The sequence below is a fragment of the Cryobacterium sp. PH31-L1 genome (assembly GCF_030063145.1).
GTDB lineage: Bacteria > Actinomycetota > Actinomycetes > Actinomycetales > Microbacteriaceae > Cryobacterium.
Window position 1 is genome coordinate 203219 of the sequence record NZ_JASISM010000002.1, and the last position, 20639, is coordinate 223857.

18 protein-coding genes are annotated in these 20639 nt (G+C 67.1%); 10 read left to right on the top strand and 8 right to left on the bottom strand.

Annotation, left to right across the window (positions count from 1 at the left end; all coding sequences use genetic code 11):
- Positions 1-218: 218 nt before the first annotated feature.
- The 4 genes from QMF22_RS05330 to QMF22_RS05345 are packed head-to-tail and all read right to left on the bottom strand — an operon-like array spanning position 219 to position 2760.
- Positions 219-734, bottom strand: coding sequence for a hypothetical protein (locus QMF22_RS05330; RefSeq protein ID WP_283451128.1), 516 nt, complete (start codon positions 732-734; stop codon positions 219-221).
- Positions 731-1423 (bottom strand): S24/S26 family peptidase, encoded by a 693-nt coding sequence (locus tag QMF22_RS05335; RefSeq protein WP_283451130.1) that lies wholly within the window; start codon positions 1421-1423, stop codon positions 731-733. The genes QMF22_RS05330 and QMF22_RS05335 overlap by 4 nt, the downstream gene beginning before the upstream one ends.
- Positions 1424-1479: 56 nt before the next feature.
- Positions 1480-2136 carry a SipW-dependent-type signal peptide-containing protein gene (locus QMF22_RS05340; RefSeq protein WP_283451132.1) on the bottom strand — a complete coding sequence of 219 codons (657 nt, stop codon included), beginning with the start codon at positions 2134-2136 and terminating at the stop codon, positions 1480-1482.
- Between the two features lie 6 nt (positions 2137-2142).
- On the bottom strand, positions 2143-2760 hold the full coding sequence (locus QMF22_RS05345) for a SipW-dependent-type signal peptide-containing protein (RefSeq protein WP_283451133.1): 618 nt from the start codon (positions 2758-2760) through the stop codon (positions 2143-2145).
- A gap of 373 nt (positions 2761-3133) precedes the next feature.
- Between QMF22_RS05345 and QMF22_RS05350 the strand changes: the two genes are divergently transcribed.
- From QMF22_RS05350 to QMF22_RS05385, 8 genes are all read left to right on the top strand, one after another.
- A complete protein-coding gene (locus QMF22_RS05350) occupies positions 3134-5977 on the top strand; it encodes a DNA polymerase III subunit gamma and tau (protein ID WP_283451134.1) in 2844 nt (947 codons plus the stop codon).
- Positions 5978-5980: 3 nt separating this feature from the next.
- Positions 5981-6580, top strand: a complete 600-nt coding sequence (recR, locus tag QMF22_RS05355) for a recombination mediator RecR (RefSeq protein ID WP_283451135.1) — start codon at positions 5981-5983, stop codon at positions 6578-6580.
- 240 nt (positions 6581-6820) lie between these two features.
- The gene (locus QMF22_RS05360) at positions 6821-8098 is read left to right on the top strand and encodes an aspartate kinase (RefSeq protein ID WP_283451136.1); all 1278 of its coding nucleotides are present in this window, start codon (positions 6821-6823) and stop codon (positions 8096-8098) included.
- A gap of 100 nt (positions 8099-8198) precedes the next feature.
- On the top strand, positions 8199-9269 hold the full coding sequence (locus QMF22_RS05365) for an aspartate-semialdehyde dehydrogenase (protein ID WP_283451138.1): 1071 nt from the start codon (positions 8199-8201) through the stop codon (positions 9267-9269).
- Positions 9270-9457: 188 nt separating this feature from the next.
- Complete coding sequence (locus QMF22_RS05370) at positions 9458-11827, top strand: putative bifunctional diguanylate cyclase/phosphodiesterase (protein ID WP_283451140.1); 2370 nt, start codon at positions 9458-9460, stop codon at positions 11825-11827.
- Positions 11824-13458, top strand: coding sequence for a sensor histidine kinase (locus QMF22_RS05375; RefSeq protein WP_283451142.1), 1635 nt, complete (start codon positions 11824-11826; stop codon positions 13456-13458). The genes QMF22_RS05370 and QMF22_RS05375 overlap by 4 nt, the downstream gene beginning before the upstream one ends.
- 22 nt (positions 13459-13480) lie before the next feature.
- Entirely contained in the window at positions 13481-14659 is a 1179-nt protein-coding gene (locus tag QMF22_RS05380; RefSeq protein ID WP_283451144.1) for a GGDEF domain-containing protein, read from the top strand.
- 115 nt (positions 14660-14774) lie between these two features.
- Positions 14775-15125, top strand: a complete 351-nt coding sequence (locus QMF22_RS05385; RefSeq protein ID WP_283451147.1) for an Hpt domain-containing protein — start codon at positions 14775-14777, stop codon at positions 15123-15125.
- Between the two features lie 141 nt (positions 15126-15266).
- Here QMF22_RS05385 and QMF22_RS05390 read toward each other — a convergent pair whose 3' ends face one another.
- Complete coding sequence (locus tag QMF22_RS05390; protein ID WP_283451149.1) at positions 15267-16229, bottom strand: response regulator transcription factor; 963 nt, start codon at positions 16227-16229, stop codon at positions 15267-15269.
- Between the two features lie 87 nt (positions 16230-16316).
- Between QMF22_RS05390 and QMF22_RS05395 the strand changes: the two genes are divergently transcribed.
- Both QMF22_RS05395 and QMF22_RS05400 read left to right on the top strand, forming a co-directional pair.
- Entirely contained in the window at positions 16317-17795 is a 1479-nt protein-coding gene (locus QMF22_RS05395; protein WP_283451151.1) for a malate:quinone oxidoreductase, read from the top strand.
- Between the two features lie 185 nt (positions 17796-17980).
- Positions 17981-18277 carry a hypothetical protein gene (locus QMF22_RS05400; RefSeq protein ID WP_283451153.1) on the top strand — a complete coding sequence of 99 codons (297 nt, stop codon included), beginning with the start codon at positions 17981-17983 and terminating at the stop codon, positions 18275-18277.
- An 88-nt stretch (positions 18278-18365) separates the two neighbouring features.
- Here the strand turns inward: QMF22_RS05400 and QMF22_RS05405 are convergent, their stop codons facing one another.
- From QMF22_RS05405 to QMF22_RS05415, 3 genes are all read right to left on the bottom strand, one after another.
- On the bottom strand, positions 18366-18647 hold the full coding sequence (locus tag QMF22_RS05405; protein ID WP_283451155.1) for a hypothetical protein: 282 nt from the start codon (positions 18645-18647) through the stop codon (positions 18366-18368).
- A gap of 125 nt (positions 18648-18772) precedes the next feature.
- Entirely contained in the window at positions 18773-19282 is a 510-nt protein-coding gene (locus QMF22_RS05410; protein WP_283451156.1) for a collagen-like domain-containing protein, read from the bottom strand.
- Positions 19282-20448, bottom strand: a complete 1167-nt coding sequence (locus QMF22_RS05415) for a DNA topoisomerase IB (RefSeq protein ID WP_283451158.1) — start codon at positions 20446-20448, stop codon at positions 19282-19284. The genes QMF22_RS05410 and QMF22_RS05415 overlap by 1 nt, the downstream gene beginning before the upstream one ends.
- Between the last annotated feature and the right edge of the window lie 191 nt (positions 20449-20639).

Genomic DNA, 20639 nt, shown 5'->3' on the forward strand with positions numbered 1-20639 from the left:
CTGCGACCGCGTCCGTGGAGAATTTCCGCAGTTGTGCACTGTGTGTGCGGGTCGAACGACGAGGCAAAGATCACGGTGGTTCAGCGGCGACAGCCGCGCCCTATCCGGGTGCAGTTCAATACTGCGGAGTTTTTGCCTCGTGGAGGTCGATTCTGTCGGATTCGAGCTGAAATCAGCCAGATCTCCGCAGTTGTAAACGGGACCTTCATCCCGGCGGGTCAGGCGTTCGCGATCGTGCAGGTTCCGGCGCCCGCGAGCAGCGGGAACGTGGCGTGCGCGCTCGAGATGAGCGAGCGCCATCCGCTCGCGTGGGCGGCCGCAACGCCGACGTCGCCGGAACCCCCGAGCAGCCCGCCCAGAAGCGAGCCCTCAAACGTCGTCGTGTACGTTCCGGTCATCGGACCGGTCGTGCTCACACCGCTGCCGAGGGCAACCGGCGTGAGCCCTCCGACGCCGCTATTCGAGTTGTAATAGCGGGCGTTGCCCGCGGTATACCCGGCTGTGGGGTAATGCCAAGTCAGCACGACTCGTGGCGCGACGAGACTGACCGATACGAGCACGCTCGACGCCGTGCAGGTATCGATCACCGGCGCCGGAACCACGAGGGCAGTCAAAGCGGACGACGCGTGCTCAGCATCCGTGAATGTCGCGTCGGTCCAGTGCGCGCCGGCCGGCACGAGCACGCTGGCCAGCGCCGCCGCAATGACCAGAACGCCGAGCTGCCGCGGGATCATGGCCGGCCGTCCGGATGCTGCGGCGAATCAGCAGCCGACCCGTCGCGGTCGTCATCGCGGTCGGCGTCATCCCGTTCGTCGCGCGGCCAGAACGCCCAGGTCACGAGCACGGCCGCCCCGACCGCGAGCGCGGCGAGCACCCACGGGTTCGAGAACCAGACCACGACAACGGCGAGCCCCGGCACCGACGCGAGCACGATGCGCACGAGGGTGACGGTGTACGGCGCCGGGTCGGCCGCCGTGTTCGCGTCGCCCTTCAGCGTGATCACCCGGGCTTCGCTGGGCTGAGTAAGCGGGGCTCCCCCGGAGGTGGCGCTGATATCCGCACCGGCTGGGGCTTCGGGCAGGGTTGTGACCGAGGTGACCCGGTGCGTGATCGGCAGCGCGCCCGCGCGATCAACCGTCACGACGTCCCCGACGCGAATCTCACTCGCCGCAATCTCGTGCACGAGCGCGACGGATCCGGCCGGAATACCCGGCCCCATCGACCCGGTGCGGAACATGATCAGGGTCAGGTTGAACCCGACCGCCATCACCACGAGCACGAGGCAGACGACTCCGCCGACCGCGGCGAGGTTGAGCCCAGTGCCGGCGATGAACCTTCCGGCTCGACGCGCCGACCCGTGAGTTTCAACCGCCGGCCCGTGAGTTTCGGCACCGATGTGGCCCGATTCGGGGCCGAAACTCACGGCTCGGCGAACGGATGCCCCACCAGAATCCCCGGCAGGGCCCGGCCCTCGACCCATCACGACGCGACCGCCCCGAACGTATAGTGCAGCGTCACGGTCGTGCCCTGCGCGGCATTCACCGCCGAGCTCGGCAGCGTCACCGCGAAACAAAAATTCACAACGGACGCCCCGGCCGCCGCCACCGCCTGCGTGGCGGCCGCGCTGACGGTCGGCACCGATCCCGGCGCCACGATCGAGGTTCCGCCGGCGAAGGTCGCTACCGAGCAGATCGTTCCGGCAATGGCGGTGACCCCGTAGGTGAGGTAGGCGCCGAGGCCGGAGCCGTTCGCGGCATCCGCTGTGAGCTGCAGTGTGCCGGCCACGCTGGTGGGAGTGGTTTTCACCGAGTACAACGCGTAGACGACCGCGCCGGGAACCATCGCCGACGGCGAGACCGCGAATGCGAGGGTGGCGCCCGGCGCCGTCGGATGATCGGTGAAGGTAGCCCCGTCGGTGGCTCCGACGATCGAGAAGGTGCCGGCGGTGAGGGTGGCGCTGGCGTGTTCCTCGTCGGTCCAGGCGGCGACCGTCGCGGCCGCGCCGATGCCGAGAACGAGACCACCGGCCAGAATGGCGCGCACCCGCACGAACCGGCGGTGCCGATCCGCTCGGCTGGGCGCGCGGTTCGTCGAGAGCTCAGAACCGAATCGACGGCGTAATCCTGCGGGGTCCATTACAACCTACGGAACGGAAACGGCTTCGAACTGCCAGGTGCCTACGGCGGCCGTGCCCTGGCCGAGGGTGGGGCTCGCCGTCACTTGCAGACAGGTGAACACGTCGGCTCCGGGGACGACCCCGTCAACGCTTCGCGCCAGCGAGGCCGTGACGGGAGTGCCCACCGCGTCGAGGGCGGTTCCGGCGGCGACTATCTCGGTTCCGACAGCTGTCGGCGTGCACGCCGCAACACTGGCGACCGCGATAAGTCCGTAGGTCAACTCGCTCTCGGCGGTTCCGGATCCGACAGCGGATGCAACGGTGAGCGACCCATCCTGGGTTGTCGCGGCGCTGAGGTGCAAGACGAACGGAGCCGCCAGCACATCCCCGGGAGACATTTCACTGACCGGCGTGCTGAACGCCAACGTCGCAGGTGTCTGGTCGTCGTGGATGCTGAAGGTTGCGCCGTCGACGCTGCCGAGAAGTTCGAACGTGCCGGTGGTGAACGGGCTGGTGGCGAATTCGGAATCGTTCCAGGCCGCCAGTACGACGGCGGCGCCGATTCCGAGCACGAGGCCGCCGGCCAGAACTGCCTTGACCTTGCGCCCGGTCAGGCCGGGAGAATTGTTGGACGAAGTAGACATGGCGACGACCCTTGGTGCAAGCAATGACGGCATGCGCAAGGTCGCTTCAAGAGCACGAGGCGCCTGCAAGGCCAGCGGATGGCTCGCTCGGTGAGCGAGGCGGTGACGATTTTTCGAATGAAACCGCGATGTTGAAGTACTCTACCCGCCCCCCATACGAGGGGTACCTTTAATCTCTCAGACTCCCACTCGGCACTCAGGTAGTTACTGTGTACACCCGTGAACTAGGGCTTGATCTTTATCCCAAGGCATGTTTCTTTCGGCTGGATCAGACGCATGGCTGAGCCAATGTGTGAAACGGCATCCGCGTGACGAGTGCACAGCGAATGCTGCGCGGGGGCGAGTGTCGGTTGCGGCAAGTACCATTGAGAACGTGGTTACCGCCCTGTATCGCCGCTACCGGCCAGAGACCTTTGCCGAGATGATCGGCCAGTCCCAAGTGACCGATCCGCTGATGACGGCGCTGCGCACCAACCGGGTGAATCACGCCTATCTGTTCAGCGGACCGCGCGGGTGCGGCAAGACCACGTCGGCGCGCATCCTGGCCCGTTGTCTCAACTGTGCCGAGGGCCCCACCGACACGCCTTGCGGCGTCTGCCCGAGCTGCGTCGAGCTCGCGCGTGACGGTGGCGGCTCCCTAGATGTTGTCGAGATCGACGCGGCCAGCCACAACGGTGTCGACGATGCCCGCGACATTCGTGAGCGTGCCATTTTCGCGCCCGCCCGTGACCGCTACAAGATCTTCATCCTTGATGAGGCGCATATGGTCACGCCGCAGGGCTTCAACGCGCTGCTGAAGATCGTCGAAGAGCCGCCGGAACACGTGAAGTTCATCTTCGCGACCACCGAACCCGAAAAGGTGATCGGAACCATCCGCTCACGTACACATCACTATCCGTTCCGGCTGGTGCCGCCGGGGCCGATGCTCGAATACGTGCAGCAGATGTGCGACACCGAGAAGATGGTTGTCGCGCCCGGCGTGCTGCCGCTCGTGGTGCGCGCCGGCGGCGGCTCACCGCGCGACACCCTGTCGCTGCTCGACCAGCTCATGGCCGGGTCTGATGGTCAATCCATTGAATACGAGCGCGCTGTGGCGCTGCTTGGCTACACCAGCGCGTCGCTGCTCGACGAGGCGGTCGACGCCATCGGTGCCCGCGATTCCTCCGCCGCGTTCGATGCGGTTGACCGGGTCATTCAGACCGGGCAAGATCCGCGCCGGTTCGTCGAAGACCTGCTGGAGCGCATGCGCGACCTCATCATTGTCGCCGCCACGAGTGTCGCGGGGGCCGCGGCCGTGCTGCGCGGGGTTCCGCAAGACGAACTGGAGCGCATGAGCGGGCAGGCCGCCGCCTTCGGGCCGGCCGAACTCTCGCGAACCGCCGACATTCTGAACGCCGCGCTCACCGAGATGAGCGGGGCCACCTCGCCGCGCCTGCACCTCGAGCTCATGATCGCCCGTGCCCTGATTCCCGCGACCGATGACTCGACTCGCGGCGCCCTCGCGAGGGTCGAGCGCCTGGAGCGTCGCATCGGAGTCGACGGCGTGGCGGCTGCGGCTGCGCCTAATGCTGCGCCCGCCGCGGCGCCGGGTGCCCTGGCCGCCGCTGTGCCCGCCGGAGCGCCCGCTGGTCGGCCCGCCGCTGTCGCTGCGTCGGCCGGTGCCCGCGGGTCCGCCGTTGCCCCCGCATCCGTCGGCGCCGCTAGGCCCGCTGCTGCCCCCGCGTCCGCCCCCGATCCGCTGGTCGAGCCTGTCGAGACCGCCATTCCGGGAACGCAGGCTGCCTCGGCAACCCAGCCATCCCCGGCGAGCATCGTCCCCGGCGCTCCCGTCACCCTGCAGCAGCTCAAAGACGCCTGGCCCGAGATTCTCGAAGTCGTCAAGAACGAGAAGACCACCGCGTGGCTCGTCGTCTACACCGCGCACGTGCTCGGACTCAACGGTGACGTGCTCGCCCTCTCTTTCCCGAGCCAGGCCGACGTCGACAGCTTCAAGCAGCAGAAGGTTCCCGGAATGGGAACCAGCGATTTTCTGCGCACCGCGATCGTTGCCGTGCTCGGACTGCGGGTCAAGTTCATCGCGCGGGTCGAAGTCGGCCGTGAGGCGTCCTCGTCCAGCACGTCATCCGACGGCTCGCCGACCGTCGCCGCGGAGCCTGCGCCAGCGGTTCCCGCAGCGACTGAACCAGCACCACCCGCAGCGGATGCCGTCAGCTCGGCCGCCCGAAACGCCGAGGCCGCGGATTCGCAGTCGCCTTCGACCGCCGCGACCGCACCGACAGTAACCGCACCGACAGTAACCGCACCGACAGTAACCGCACCGGCAGTAAGCGCGGTTACTGTGACCGTGCCGACCGTGTCGCGCACCGCGCCGGCCCCTCCAGCTGCTGCGCGAGTGACGGCACCGTCGGCCGCCGCCGGCGCGTCCACGGTCGCGGCATCCACGAGCGGATGGGCCACCGTGGCTATCCCCGGCTCGCCCAACGGACCGGCACTGCCCGTCGTTGACGACGACACCACGGCTGCCGCTTCTCTCGACCCCGCGCTGCCGGAAGCGGATGCCGCCACGGTCCCCGAATCGTTGTCTTCCGTTCCGGCGCACTCGACTGGGGCGGGTGCATCCGGGGGAGCGGCGTCAGACGAACCGTGGGCCGCGACGGTTTTTGTACCGCAGTCCCTCACCGAGCCGCAGTCCCTCGATTCGCAGTCCGCCGACGAGCCGCCGTTCGATGACGTGCCGCCGCCGTTCGACGACGACGTGCCGCCCGAGATGGACGCGCCCGCCGACGAGCGAGTGCCGAACTACGAGGCGCAGGCCGAGGCATCCGCAGTGCCGAGCAACGCAGTGCCGAGCAACGCAGTGTCGAGCAACGCAGTGCCGAGCAACGCAGTGTCGAGCAACGCGGGGTCGAGCAACGCTGTGTCGAGCAACGCGGGCGCGAGCGCCGCTTTCTCGACCGACGCTCAGCCGAGCCGGCAGTCTCCGGGTGCGCCCCAGCACAACCCCGGCCAGCAGCAAGCCGGCGCGCAGACCGACCCGGCGCAGCGCCAGCACCCGAACGCGTCGGCCCAGCGCGGCGCAACGAAGGATCCGTCACGGGCGCCGTCCTTCGCCGAGAAGCAGCGTTACGGCGAGGCTGTCGTGCGTGAGATTCTCGGTGCCACTTTCATCGAAGAGCAGCCGTACTCCGCTGCGCCCCGAACCAGAAACGACTACTAGACCATGTATGAAGGAATCGTTCAGGAACTGATCGACGAGCTGGGCCAGCTTCCGGGCATCGGGCCGAAGTCGGCGCAGCGCATCGCGTTCCACATTCTGCAGACCGAGAAGTTCGACGTGACCAGGCTTGCCAACGTGCTGCTCGAGGTGCGCGACAAGGTGCGGTTCTGCGACATCTGCGGCAACGTCTCCGAGCAGCCCACCTGCCTGATCTGCCGGGATCCGCGGCGCAACCCGACCTCGATCTGCGTGGTCGAAGAGGCCAAGGACGTCGTCGCCATCGAGCGCACCCGCGAGTTCAAGGGGCTTTATCACGTGCTGGGCGGAGCCATCAGCCCGATCGACGGTGTCGGCCCGGACGACCTGCGCATCCGCCAGCTGATGCAGCGCCTCGCCGACAACACCGTGCAGGAGGTCATCATCGCGACCGATCCGAACCTCGAGGGGGAGGCCACCGCAACGTACCTCTCGCGCCTGCTCACCACGCTCGAGATCAAGGTCACCCGCTTGGCCTCCGGCCTGCCCGTCGGCGGCGACCTTGAGTATGCCGACGAGGTCACCCTCGGCCGGGCCTTCGAGGGGCGCCGAGAGGTCACCAACTAGCCTTCACCCCTTCCCGGGCCTGGGCCCGGACACTGGGCCCAGGCTAGATCATGGGCCTGGTTCCCGAAGGTGGGCCCGACGAGCGGATGCCACCCCCGCACGTCCGCCCCGGCACGCGCCCACTCCGCACACCTCCGCCGCGCAACGTCACATGGCACCCGCCCGCCAGCACCAGCATTTAGGATGGGAACTTGGACGCGGCCCGCACAACAGGCCGCACACCCCCATCTCAGGAGTCCCATGGCCTTGATCGTGCAGAAGTTCGGCGGATCATCCGTCGCCGACGCCGAAAGCATCAAGCGGGTCGCCAAGCGCATCGTCGATACCCGCAAGGCAGGCAACGAGGTCGTCGTCGCCGTCTCGGCGATGGGCGACAGCACCGACGAGCTGCTTGACCTCGCCCACCAGGTCACCCCGCTGCCCGCCCCGCGTGAGCTCGACATGCTGCTCACCGCTGGCGAACGCATCTCGATGGCGCTGCTCGCGATGGCCATCAAGAGCCTCGGCTACGACGCCCGCTCTTTCACCGGCAGCCAGGCCGGCATGATCACGGATGCCCGCCACGGCTCAGCGCGCATCGTCGACGTCACGCCCGGGCGCATCCGCTCGGCACTCGACGAGGGCGCCGTCGCCATCGTCGCCGGCTTCCAGGGCTTCAACCGCGACACCCAGGACATCACTACCCTCGGCCGCGGCGGCTCCGACACCACCGCGGTGGCCCTGGCCGCCGCCCTCGGCGCCGACATCTGCGAAATCTATACGGATGTCGATGGCGTCTTCACCGCCGACCCGCGCGTCGTTCCCCGCGCCCGCAAACTCGAGCGCGTCACGAGTGAAGAAATGCTCGAACTCGCCGCTGCCGGGGCCAAGGTTTTGTATATTCGCGCTGTGGAATATGCCCGCCGCCACGGCGTCACGCTGCACGTGCGCTCCTCGTTCAACAACAACACCGGCACCATCGTGTACAACGCCGCGACCGCGCGAGAAAATGGAGAAATCGTGGAAGAGCCAATCATCGCCGGAATCGCCGCTGACCTGAGCGAAGCGAAGGTCACCGTGGTCGGTGTGCCCGACATCCCCGGCAAGGCTGCGCTCATCTTCAAGATCGTCGCGCGCACCAACGCCAACGTCGACATGATCGTGCAGAACGTGTCGGCCGCCTCGACCGGCCTCACCGACATTTCGTTCACGCTGCCGAAGTCGGAAGGCCAGCAGGTGCTGACCGCGCTGACCAACGAGAAAGAGCTCATCGGATTCAAGAGCCTGCAGTACGACGACCAGATCGCCAAGCTCGCCCTGGTCGGCGGCGGAATGCGCACCAACACGGGGGTCTCCGCGAAGCTGTTCGAGGCACTCTACGAGGCCGGAATCAACATCGAGATGATCTCGACCAGTGAGATCCGCATCTCGGTGGTCACCCGCGCAGACACCATCAACGAGGCCCTCCGCGTGGTGCACACCGCGTTCGGGCTCGACGGCGAGATCGAAGCTGTCGTGCACGGCGGCTCCGGCCGCTAACTCGCCGCGGTGTGAGTTCGAGCCCTGAATTGGCTTCACTACTCAGACCTCGCCACACGGATGCCCCGGAAGGCATCCCCACAGACGTTAGGAACCACACGTGACCAGCTCAGCCAACACCCCAGGCATCAATATCGGCGTCGTCGGAGCCACCGGACAGGTCGGCGCCGTCGTGCGTCGTCTGCTGGAGGAGCGCGATTTTCCGGTGAGGAGCATCCGCTTTTTCGCGTCTGCGCGCTCGGCCGGCACCACGCTGACTTTCCGGGGTGAGCCGATCACGGTCGAAGACGCCTCGGTCGCCGACCCGACCGGCCTCGATGTGGCCATCTTCTCGGCCGGAGCCACGCTCTCGAAGGCGCAGGCTCCGCGCTTTGCTGCGGCCGGCGTGCTGGTTGTCGACAACTCGAGCGGCTGGCGCATGGACCCCGACGTGCCCCTCGTCGTCAGCGAGGTCAACCCCGAGGCCATCAAGCTGGCCGTCAAGGGCATCATCGCCAACCCGAACTGCACCACCATGGCCGCCATGCCCGTGCTGAAGGTTCTGCACGACGAGGCCGGCCTCAAGCGACTCATCGTCAGCACCTACCAGGCTGTCTCCGGCAGCGGCCTGGCCGGCGCATTCGAACTGGCCAGCCAGGTGCGGGTTGCCGCGCAAGACGAGAACCTGTTCCAGCTCGTGCACGACGGCAGCGCCGTCACCCTGCCCGAACCCACCATCTACGCCCGCCCGATCGCGTTCGACGTGATTCCGCTGGCCGGCAGCATCGTCGACGACGGACAGTTCGAAACCGACGAAGAGAAGAAGCTGCGCAATGAGAGCCGCAAGATCCTCGGCCTGCCCGAGCTGCTGGTTTCCGGAACCTGCGTGCGCGTGCCCGTCTTCACCGGCCACTCGCTCTCAATCAACGTGGAGTTCGCCCGGCCGATCAGCGTCGCCCGCGCCGAGGAGCTGCTCAAGACCGCCCCCGGCGTCGAACTCACCGACATTCCGACGCCGCTGCAGGCAGCCGGCCAGGACGCGAGCTTCGTCGGTCGTATCCGCCAGGACGAAGGCGTAGCGGATGGCCGCGGCCTTGCCCTCTTCATCAGCAACGACAACCTGCGGAAGGGTGCGGCCTTGAACGCCGTACAGATCGCCGAGCTCATCGCCGCCGATCTCGTCGTAGCGTAATCGCCCTCTTTTTACTGTCCGGGCCTGAGCCCGGAAACCGGGACCACGATATATCATGGTCCCGGTTTCATAACATGGGCCCGGCCCGATTTAGGTACGCCCCGAGCACGGGCGCGGCCGGACGATCAAGGCACCAATTCCCACCCACGCGCCCTCATTGGGGGCCAAGTCGCGTAGGCTTTGACTGCGTGAGCCGAAGTGGGGTGTCGGGCGTGCTGCAGCGCGTCTCCTTCGGCGTGTTCACGGCCATGCTGCTGGTGTTCGTTCCCGGTGCCGTTGCCACCGTTCTGGCTGATCCGGGCACCAGAATCGCCGCCGCAGTGACCGGAATCGTGTGCGTTGCCGCCCTCGAACTGGCCTGGATCCGCGTCGGCAGTGTGCCCCATCGCACGCCGACTATCAGTGTGCCCGTGCTTGCCGTGCCGGCGCTCGTTCCGGTGCTGCCGAGCCCGGCCATCATCGGCGTCGTCATGCTCGGAATCCTCGTCGTGCTGCTCGTCGAATCCCGCCGCATCGGTGTGTCCGTTTACAGCGCCGGCCTGGTGGGCATCGGCTGCACGATCTACTTCTGCATCGATTGGCTGCTCGACCGGGTCGGGGTAGCGGCGCTGCCGACCGTGGCCGCGGCATCCGTTGGGTACGTACTGGTCGTGCTGGCCCTGGAAATTATCAGGGTGCGCCTGACCAACGCCCCGGCCGACCGGGGCGGCCGGCCGCTCGTCTCGCCCCTGCGGCTCGGCGCACTGCTGGTCACGGTCGCTGCGTTGACCGCGTTCTCGGCGCGCTGGGCCGAGATCGGCCTGCCGACCCCGGGCGAGGGCCGCACCAGCATCCAAACCGCGGTCGGCACGCTGATGGGCAGTTTCGCCGTGGCGCTGATCGCCATCGTGCTGCGCACGGTGTGGGACATGCGGCGGCGCCTCAACGGCCTCGTGGTCGGCAGCCGCGCGCTGAGCACCACCCGCAGCATCGACAACGTGGCCGAGGCGCTCTGCGATGCGGCTGCCACCGCGGTGGGTGTGCAGTCGATCGTCGTACAGGATGGCCCCGCCGAGGGCGGCGCCGTCGGGGTACCGGTCATGTTCGTTCCCGGTGAACCGCGCTTTCTCGTCGCCCGCCGCGACCCGATGGACGGCTCCTTCTCCGGCGTTGATCGCCGCGCCCTGCAGGCACTCGCCGCCACTGCCGAACTTGCCGTGCAGGCCAGGCAGAATGTGGCCGGCCTGACGATGAAGGCCAATACCGATCCGCTCACCGGCCTGCCCAACTACGGCGCTTTTCAGGAGGCGCTCGACACCATCAACAGCACCCGCAGCGACGCCGAGGCCATCGCTGTGCTCTTCATGGACGTCGACGGTTTCAAACGCCTCAACGACACTTACGGGCATCAGACCGGCGACGAGGTGCTGCGGGTTCTCGGCCAGCGGCTGCGCCAGTCGGTGCGCCCCCACGATGTCGTCGCGCGGGTCGGCGGCGACGAATTCGTCATCATCCTCACCCGCCTGGCGTCCCTCGCCGAAGCCAAGTCGGTCGCCGAGAGAGTGCTCGCGGCATCCGCTCTGCCGCTCGCCGTCGGTGCCGACACGATCAGTCCCAGACTCAGCATCGGCCTGGCCTACTCCGTTTCCATAGAAACGGATGTTGCGTCGCTCGTTCACGACGCCGACCACAGCATGCTCATGGTCAAGAAAAGCCGCCGGCGTGGTAGCGCCGACGGCGAGGCGAGCATCAACGTCTCCGGCCACAGCTCCTCGCAGTTCAACGACACGATCGCCCGTGCCATCGACGAGAACCGGCTGCCGCTGGCCTACCAGCCCATCGTCAGTCTCGTCACCGGTCGAATCTGGGCGTTCGAGGCGTTGCTGCGCTACGTCGACCCGGAACTTGGTGCGATCTCACCACCGTCGCTGGTCGAAAAGGCCAAGAGCCTGGGCCGGTTCGACAAGCTGACCCGTCAGATCGCCGAGACGGCGATGGCCGCAGCCGCCGAATTCCGCCTGGTCGAACCGGGCATCGTCTGCATGACCGTCAATGTGGAAGCCGGGCAGCTCGCGCCGGATCGGCTCGGCCTGTTCGTGGAGGATCTGAACAATCGCTACCCCGAGATCTCGCTCTGCCTGGAACTCAACGAGCGCTCGGTCGTGCGGGTGTCGGCCGAGATTCGCGAGCAGGTCAACCGGCTGCGTGATCTCGGCGTTCTGATCGCACTCGACGACTACGGTTCCGAAGACTCCTCGGTCGATTCGCTCGTGCGTGTTGCGATGGATATCCTCAAGATCGACCGCAGCCTGGTCGACGACCTCGCTGATATTCGCCAGCGCGAGGTTCTCACGGCGCTGCAGAGTTTCGGCGACAAGCTCGAGTACTCGATGATCGTCGAAGGGGTTGAGAACGAACTCATGGCCCAGCAGTTGGCCCAGCTCGGCATTCGCAGCGCTCAGGGCTTCCATTTTGGGGTGCCGCAGGGGTTCGCCGAGACCGCCGACCGGCTCGACGAATTCGGGGCGAAGGCCGTGCTGCCCACCCAGAGCGCGCACGCCAGGGTGGCGCCATCATGATGCAAATCCGCCTGCGACCTGACCAGGCACGCCGGTACCGGGTAGAACGATCAGTCTTTCTCTCCCAACTGCTGGTCGGATCATCGACCCTGCTGTTGGTGGCCGTTTCGGGGCTGCTCGACCGTCAACTTTTCACCAACCAGTTGTTCCTGGCTGGTATCCTCATCATCTTCGTCGCCACCGCGGTCGCCGCCGGGGTGCCATGGCGGCAGGTCGACAAGAAGTGGATTATCGTCCTGCCCATCGTTGACGTCGTCGGCTTGGTCATCGCCCGCGAGGGAGCACCCCTTCTCGGCACGACGTTCCTCCTGGTCTTTCCCATCATTTGGCTGTCGACGCACTTCGGCGGCCGGGGCGCGATCGGCGGCGTGGTTCTCACGACGGCGTTGCTCTGGACCGCAGGGCTGCTGCGCGTCGAGCCGGTATCGGGCACCGAGATTCCGCGGCTGGCCATCGTACCGATCGTGCTGGCCTTCGTCGCCGCCACGACCTACACGACCACGAAGCGTGCGGCGGCGCAGCGGGTGCTGCTCACCCAGCAGGCCGTGTTGTTCGAGGGGGCCCTGCGCCGGTCCCGCCGCCAGGAATGCACCCTCGACGCGATCTTCAACACCGTTGACTTCGGCGTTGTCGGTTTCAGCCGCGAGGCCAGGCCCAATCTCATCAATCGGGCCCAGCGCGAGATGTTCTCCCGCTTCGGGGTGAAAGACGGCCAGCTCTCCACTATCGCGGTTTACCACGAAGACCAGGTCACCCCCTTCGCAGAGCAGGACCGGCCGTTTCAGCGGGCGATGCGCGGCGAGACGGTCGACCGCATGACCCTCTGGGTGGGGGAGCCGGACCAGCAGCAGGCTGCCGTGCTCATCTCGGCCCGGCCTATTCTCGACGAGAACGACAACTACGATGGCGGCGTCATGGTGTCGCGCGACGTGACCGCCGAACTGCGTGCGATCAAAGCGCGGGATGACCTGGTCGCATCCGTTTCGCATGAATTACGCACCCCGCTGACCTCAATCCTGGGCTATCTCGAGCTCGCCCTCGATGACGACACCCTCGATCCGTCGACTCGGCGCATGCTCGAGGTGGCGTCGAAGAACTCCGACCGGCTGCAGGCGCTGGTTGCTGACCTGCTCACCACCGCCGCCGCTGCCAGGCACGAACTCGCGATCACCCTGGCACCGTGTGACCTGTCGGTGATCGTCACCGACGCCATCGAATCGCTGCGACCGGTGGCCGCTGACCGCAACATTATGTTCGTGCTGGATGCCCTGCCAACGGTACGGCTCGAAGCGGATGCCTTGCGCCTGCGCCAGGTGGTCGACAACCTGTTCTCCAACGCGGTGAAGTACAACATCTCCGGCGGTCGCATCGAGGTGACCCTGCTCGATTCCACCAGCCAGGTCGAGCTGCGTATTGCCGATACCGGCCGGGGCATGACGCCTGGCGAGCAGGTGAACCTGTTCGATCGGTTCTACCGCGCCGATTCGGTGCGCGGATCGAGCATCCACGGCACCGGGCTTGGACTCAGCATCAGCCGGGAGATCTGCCGCCAGCACGGCGGGGATCTGAGGCTCGAATCGGCTCCGGGCAAGGGCACCACCGCGATCGCGACGCTGCCGCGCACATCATGAACAGCTTTCAAGGAGTAGGCGAATGCAACTGGACACCATGACACTGCTCCAACTGAACGGTGTCGTCATCGCACTGTGCGGAGTGGTTTTCATTCTGAACACCGCGTTCAATCGCAACGATTCGGTCGGCCGCATTTGGAGCCTTGCCTTCATCGCCGGCATGATGGTCACCATCGCGCACGGAGCCTCCGAGACCGGGCAGATGATCTGGTGGGCCATCGTCGTGGCCAACGTGGCGCTGACCATCGCCGTCGGGTCGGTCTGGGCTGGCCTGCGTCGGTACAACGGCCGCAGCCGCGGCTTCTGGGTGATCGCCGCTTTCAGCGTGCTTGTGCTCGCCGCGACGTTGCTGCACGGCGAAGTGGCTGGGCGCTGGGCCGGCGCCGCCGAGCTGTGGATGGGCCTCGCGGTGCTCGCGGTGCTCGGTGCGCTCGAAGCGGTACGCGCACGGTTGCGCCGCGACCTGAGCGCACGCATCCTGTCTGTTGTCCTCTGGATCGTCGCGGTGGCTGCCACGGCCCGTGCCGTCGTCTTCACTGTTGACGGTGTGGGCGGAGCGGTGTTCGCGACCTACTTCAGCACCGCACAGTTTGCGGCGCTCAGCCTGTGCCTCGTCGTGCTGATGACCGTTGCCGCCGCCGCCCTGCGCGCCCAGCAGGGGTCGGGCAGCGCCGTCGGCGACGTGACCGACGGCATCCACTCGGCGGCGGGCGTGCTGTCGGCCGCTGCATTCGTGCAGGCCGCGACCGACCACCTCGATCGGGCTGAGAATGCCGGGGTCGGCCTGGCCCTGATCGGCGCCGATATCGACAACCTGCCCGAAATCAACATCGCCTTCGGCCGGGTCGCCGGCGACGAGGCCATTGCCCGATTCGCCACGAAATTGCGCGCGAGCGCGCCGGTGCTCTCGATCGTCGGACACCGGGCCAGCGGACGGTTTCTCGTGCTGGCCGGGGCGGCATCGGCGGCAGAGGCACGCGCGCTCGCCGAACGCATCCAGACGACCCTCGTTGACGAAACGTTGACGGAGGCCTCCCTGATTCGCCTGACCGCGAGTTTCGGCATCGCCGACACCTTCGACCACGGGTTCACCCTCCCCGCGCTCAGCATCGCGGTCAATACCGCCATCGACACCGTCAAGACGGCCGGCGGCAACGACATCGCGGTCGAGCTCGCGGCGACCGACAGTGCCCGATCTTGATCAGATCTTGACGCGAAGCAGACCAAAACTGCCCCTACAACAGGGGTCGACCTGTCAGAGTTGGCAGAGTGATCCTGCCCCTGACTGACACCATGCCGACCAGCGGATGCCTGGCATGAGTCCGCTCGTCGATCCGGCGCCGCTGCAGCGGCTGCGCCACGATCTCGGCGGTGATGTCACCGTGCAGAACCGCTTCGTCACAGACTTCCTCTTCCTGTGGAACTTGCGTGAGCTGCGCCTGCAGACCGCGCTGGCTTCGGCTGACCTCGAGGATGCCGACATCGTGCTGCTGAGCATCCGGTCAAGCAGCCGGATGCTCGGAGCCGTACGCCTTGAAAACGCTGCCGGTCGGCTGCACAGCACGCTGAAGAGCAAGGACCTGGCCGGCTGCCGGCAGCAGCTGCCGCACCTGAGCGAGGTCGGCCTTGACACCTGCCTGGCGCTGTCCCGCCACATCTCCGCCTAGCCCCCTGCCTCGCCCCGCTCCAGGGACGAGACCCGGGGACTGGGCCCGGGCTGCACGGTGGGCCCGGTGGCCTTCAGTACCGGAGAACGTCAGTGCGCGGCCCGGCCCGGGGGCCCCGCAGCCGGCACGACGTCGGGGCTGCTACTCGTGGGCGGCGAGGCGATAGCCGACACCGCGCACGGTTTCCAGCCAGCGCGGAGTGGCGCTGCTGTCACCGAGTTTGCGCCGCAGGTTGCCCATGTGCACTTCTACCGCGCGGCGGTCCGCCTCGTTCACCGGAAAGGCGCTCGCGTAGGCCTCGCCTCGCAGCAACAGGGCCAGATCATTCTTGCTGCGCACCCTCCGCTGGGATTCGAGCAGCGCGGCGAGCAGGTCGAACTCGGTGCGGGTCAGCTCGAGCTGGGCGCCGGCCAGTCGCACGAGGCGTTCTGCCGGGTTCAGCCGCAGGTCGTTGTGCTCGAACCAGCCGCCGTGCGGTGCGGCATCGACCACCGGGTTCGCCGCATCTTGCGCCGGCACGAACGTGGGAGCGGATGCGACGGGAGTCTGCCGAAATACCGGAGTGGGTGCGGTGTGAAGCGACGCGGCGGCGGTCAACGGGGCATCGAGGGGATCTGCGGCGGCCCCGCCGGCGGGCGCGGCGACCTGCTGCGGGGCCACGACCACAGCGGGAGGTGAGGCGGTCGGCGCGGACGAGGTAGCGGCATCCGCGGTGACGGGGTGGCGGGGGCGGCGCAGCATGGCTTCGATGCGGGCGCGCAGTTCGCGTGGGCGAAACGGCTTGGTCAGGTAGTCGTCGGCGCCGGCCTCAAGGCCCTGCAGGGTGTCGATCTCGTCGTCGCGGGCGGTGAGCATGACGATATAGGTGGGGCTGAAGGCGCGCAGGCGTTTGGCGGTCTCGAAGCCGTCCATGCCGGGCATGCTCACGTCGAGGGTCGTGACGATCGGATCGTAAGCGCGCACCGCAGCAATGCCGTCGAGGCCGTTGCTCGTGGCGATCGTCTCGAACCCCGCCTGGGTGAGCACGGCCTCGAGCAGGTTGCGAATGTCGGCGTCATCCTCAATGATGACGGCGACGCGCCGCTCGGCGTTGTCAGAAAGCATACCCACCAGTATCCCTTATACAGGGGGCGGTTTGGGGACCATCTGGAGCGGTCGGGCGCATCCGCTCGCAGCGATACACTCGACAGTGTGAATTCTCAGGGAACCGTTGACGTAGTCCTCATTGGTGGCGGCATCATGAGTGCCACCCTCGGCACGCTCCTGAAGGAGCTGCAGCCCGACTGGCGCATCGAGGTGTACGAGCGCCTCGGCGAGCTGGCCCAGGAGAGCTCGAACCCGTGGAACAACGCCGGCACGGGCCACGCCGGGCTCTGCGAACTCAACTACATGCCGCAGGCTGCGGACGGTTCGGTCACCGCCGACAAAGCCGTCGTCATCAATGAGCAGTTTCAGATCAGCCGCCAGCTGTGGGCGCACCTGGTTTCGATCGGCGCCCTGCCTGAGCCGGGTAAGTTCATCAACTCCACTCCGCACATGACCTTCGTGCACGGCAAAGCCAACGTGGAATACCTGCGCAAGCGTCACGCCGTGCTCGCGCCCGAGCCGTTGTTCGCCGGCATGGAATTCAGTGATGACGCCGCCACCATCGGCACCTGGACCCCGCTGCTCACCCGCAAGCGCCCCGCCGGCCAGAAAATCGCCGCCACCCGCATCACGAGCGGCACCGACGTCGACTTCGGTGCCCTCACCCGGCTCCTATTCGAGAATCTCGAACAGCAGGGAGCCACGATGCACATGAATGAGCAGGTCGTCGGCCTCAAGCACAAAGCGGATGGCACCTGGAACCTTAAATTGCTGCGCCAGGTCGGGCAGACCCGCAGTACCGTCAACGCCCGCTTCGTGTTCGTCGGAGCCGGTGGCGGCGCACTCGCGCTGCTGCAGCAGAGCGGGATTCCCGAGATCAAGGGCTTCGGTGGCTTTCCGATCAGCGGCCAGTTTCTGCGCACCACCAACCCGAAGCTCGTCGCCCAGCACCAGGCCAAGGTCTACGGCAAGGCGGCCAAGGGTGCCCCGCCGATGTCGGTGCCGCACCTGGACACCCGCGTGGTCGATGGTGAAATGTCGCTGTTGTTCGGCCCGTACGCCGGGTTCAGTCCCAAGTTCTTGAAGACGAGCACCTGGTTCGACCTGCCGTTCTCCATTCGCACGCACAACCTCGGCCCGATGCTCGCCGTCGCGAAGAACAACTTCGACCTGATGAAATACCTGATCGGCGAGGTGTTCGCGTCGCGGTCCGCCAAGATCAAGGCCCTGCGCGAGTTCATTCCCGCTGCGGATTCGAAGGACTGGGAGCTGATCACAGCCGGCCAGCGCGTTCAGGTCATGAAGAAGGATCCCAAGCTTGGGGGAGTGCTGCAGTTCGGCACCGAGGTCATCACCTCGAGCGATGGCTCGATCGCCGGCCTGCTCGGCGCCTCGCCGGGAGCCTCGACGGCCGCGCCGATTATGGTGGATCTGCTGGCCCGCTGCTTCCCCGACCGTATCGAGGGCTGGAAGCCGCGCATCCGTCAGATGATCCCGAGCTACGGCACCCGCCTGTCTGACGACCCTGCTGCTGCTGCCGCGTCCCTGGCCGCCACCGCCGAAGTATTGAACCTCACGAACTAGTACCAGCTCGCCTCGCGAAAGCGCAAAATGTGCCCGATTGGAGTGTCCAATCGGGCACTTTTTGCGCTCTCGCGGAACGAAAATTGGAGCCGGGTGGGAATCGCGTAGGAGGGTGCTGTCAACCCCTTGAATGCGAGAGTCAGCAGATGTCTACTTAAGGCCCAAAGCGGCCCAGGAGGCGGCACGTGAACCCGAACAATGGCGTTTCGGATGCCCAGAATCTGCGCGTATCGCAGCTCGGCATTCTCCAGCTCACCCCGACCGAATGGTTGGTGCGAGATTCGCAAATGCTCGATGGCGACCCAGCCGCCCTGCTCGGAGTGATCCAGCAGAGCGGAGACGCTTATGAGGTGACCAAGCTCGGCGTGCTGACCACGAGGTGGTTCTATTCCTCGTTCGATCGGGCCCAGGCCAGCTTTCTGGTGCGCGGCACCGCCGCCCCGCGGCAGACGCGCCAGCGAGTCTCCCAGATCACCGACTAGCTTCGCCGGGTCGCGAGAGCGCAAAAAGTGCCCGATTGAGCATCTCAACCGGGCACTTGCGCGCCCTCGCGGGGTGACGCGAGGCGGTCTAGACCTCGTAATTATCGCCATCTGTTGAGGGGTCGGTCTTGCGCTCCTCTTTCTTGACGGATGCTTCGGTGCGATCCAGCAGATCGCTTACCTTGGTCTGCGCCACGGAGGCGGCGTCGCGCGCGATCGTCTCGGCCTGCGAGATGACCTTCTGCGTGGCCGGGTCGCCCCACATTTCGTGGGCTTTCGCGCTGAGCCGGTCATAGGCCTGGCGGCCGGCCTTGGATCCGAGAACGAAGCCGGTCGCGGTACCGGCGAGGAACAACAGCTTGCCTTTCATTGGAACTCCTTAGGGGTTGCGGGGTATAGAGGTCGGGACGTCGGGCGGTCGGCTCGGCGCGGGTGGCGTCGCCGTCGGCCGGTCGCGGCTGACGAGATCGGGCCTCGAGGATACGCGCGGCGGGTCTACGCCGTGGGTTCAGCGAGGCGGGGGTCTTCCTCGTCGGCGTCGTGTCCGACGAGATCAGGGTTCGAGGGGTTGTCTGCCGGGTCGATGTCGTCGAGGTTCGGCTCGTTGTCTGCCGGGTCGATGTCGTCGAGGTTCGGCTCGTTGTCGAGGTTGTCTTGCTCGTCTTCGGCATCGCTGTCGGGCTGGGCCGCGGCGGCTTCCCCGGCGGTCGAACCGTCGTCGCTCGGGGCCGGCCCGTCGGGACCGGTGCCCGCGCTCGGGGCCGGAACGGCTGAATCTGCGTGCTCTTCGTCAGGCCCGTCCGGCCCGTCCGGCCCGACCAGCTGGTCGGGGTTGGTCGGCGACGCCGGGGCGTCGGGCGCAGATTGCGTGTCGGGGGCGTCGAGCGGCGGCTGGTTGTCGGGGTCGGAGTCGTTATTCACGGTGATACCTTTCTGGTTCGGTCGGGTCGCGGCGGCGACCGGGCGGGCGGCACTCAAGTTATACCCCGAACGGGTGACATCCATCAGGTCGCATCGCCGAGCAAAAGTGTACGAAGCGCCGTCTCGACCGAGACCCGGCCCACGGGGTCGATGGTCTCGCCGGCAAGATACAGGTCGACCACACGCGGATCCACGTAGCTGGTGCGAGCGATCGCGGGCGTGTTGCCCAGCGCATCCGCTGCCTGCCGCATGGCTTCGGCGATGGCACGGTTGTCCTGACGCCGGCTGCGCGTCGCAGCACGCGGCGGCCGGGCAGCGGATGCCGCGGGCGCGGTCGATCCCGCCGGCCCACCAGCTGAGGCTTGCGCGCCCGGCGAACCTGCAGCACCTGCGCCGCCAGACGAGCGTGGCCGCCCAGCAGAGCCCGCCGCACCGGATACCGCCGGGAGCCCGGTCGACTCCGAGGTTGACTTCAAGCTCTCGGCGAGACTGACCGCCAGACTCTGCGCGGCGGCGGCCGTGCCCCGCAGGGTGCGAAAGTCCTTGGCCGTGAACTCGCCGCCGGTTCGTTCCTTGATGAACTCGTTGATGTCGGCGGCCGACACGATGTCCTCGATGTCGTCCAGCACCCAGGACAGTAGCGGTGCGGCCGGCCGTTCGCGCAGGCGGGCGCGCAGATACAACGCGAGGTCGGCATCCGTTATGACGCCCTGAAACTGCTGCCCACTCTTCGCCGGAAAATTCAGCCGCACGACGTGGCCGCGTACCGTGACGTGGGAGCAGAGCAGGGTGGAAAGGCCGTGGCTGCCGTAGGTGTCGGCGTAGCGCTCGCTGCCGATGCGCAGCGAGGCGAGGTCGAGCATGCGAAACGCGGCCGCGAGGGCCCGGGTGCGCGGCGGGCCGTCGCCACGCAGCTCCCGGGTGACCTGGCCGCGCACCCGTGGCAGCGATTCGGCCAGCTGCAGCGCGCGCTCGAACTTGAGACGGTCCTTCTGTTCGCGCCAAACCGGATGGTAGATGTACTGGCGGCGCCCGGCGGCATCGATGCCGATCGCCTGGATATGCCCGTTCGGGTGCGGCGAGATCCAAACGTCGTTCCACGCGGGCGGAATCGCGAGCGCCGCGAATCGCTCGCGCAGCGCCGTCTCGGTGACGTTCTGCCCGGCGGGGTCGCGGTAGCTGAAGCCCGTGCCGGCGCGCCTTCGTGTGTACCCCGGCCGGGTCGGGTCACTGCGTCGTAGCCGGGTCATGCCGGTGTGGCTTCTGGTCGCATGCCGGCACACTAGTGCGATTCGCAGCCGAGCGGATGCCGTGGGCGCGGCCCGCCCGTGCCCGCTCGTGACCCTTGAACGCGCTGGCGGCACCTGTTACTGCTCGCGGCACCCCTACGTAGGAGTTCCGCGAACTCTACTGAGTGCCGCGAGCAAGGCGCGGGCAGCGG

Excerpts from the sequence above, each read along its gene's own strand:
- QMF22_RS05330 (WP_283451128.1), bottom strand. The coding sequence starts at position 734 with ATGATCCCGCGGCAGCTCGGCGTTCTGGTCATTGCGGCGGCGCTGGCC.
- QMF22_RS05340 (WP_283451132.1), bottom strand. The coding sequence starts at position 2,136 with ATGGACCCCGCAGGATTACGCCGTCGATTCGGTTCTGAGCTCTCGACG.
- QMF22_RS05345 (WP_283451133.1), bottom strand. The coding sequence starts at position 2,760 with ATGTCTACTTCGTCCAACAATTCTCCCGGCCTGACCGGGCGCAAGGTC.
- recR (WP_283451135.1), top strand. The coding sequence starts at position 5,981 with ATGTATGAAGGAATCGTTCAGGAACTGATCGACGAGCTGGGCCAGCTT.
- QMF22_RS05360 (WP_283451136.1), top strand. The coding sequence starts at position 6,821 with ATGGCCTTGATCGTGCAGAAGTTCGGCGGATCATCCGTCGCCGACGCC.
- QMF22_RS05375 (WP_283451142.1), top strand. The coding sequence starts at position 11,824 with ATGATGCAAATCCGCCTGCGACCTGACCAGGCACGCCGGTACCGGGTA.
- QMF22_RS05380 (WP_283451144.1), top strand. The coding sequence starts at position 13,481 with ATGCAACTGGACACCATGACACTGCTCCAACTGAACGGTGTCGTCATC.
- QMF22_RS05385 (WP_283451147.1), top strand. The coding sequence starts at position 14,775 with ATGAGTCCGCTCGTCGATCCGGCGCCGCTGCAGCGGCTGCGCCACGAT.
- QMF22_RS05390 (WP_283451149.1), bottom strand. The coding sequence starts at position 16,229 with ATGCTTTCTGACAACGCCGAGCGGCGCGTCGCCGTCATCATTGAGGAT.
- QMF22_RS05405 (WP_283451155.1), bottom strand. The coding sequence starts at position 18,647 with ATGAAAGGCAAGCTGTTGTTCCTCGCCGGTACCGCGACCGGCTTCGTT.
- QMF22_RS05410 (WP_283451156.1), bottom strand. The coding sequence starts at position 19,282 with ATGGATGTCACCCGTTCGGGGTATAACTTGAGTGCCGCCCGCCCGGTC.
- QMF22_RS05415 (WP_283451158.1), bottom strand. The coding sequence starts at position 20,448 with ATGACCCGGCTACGACGCAGTGACCCGACCCGGCCGGGGTACACACGA.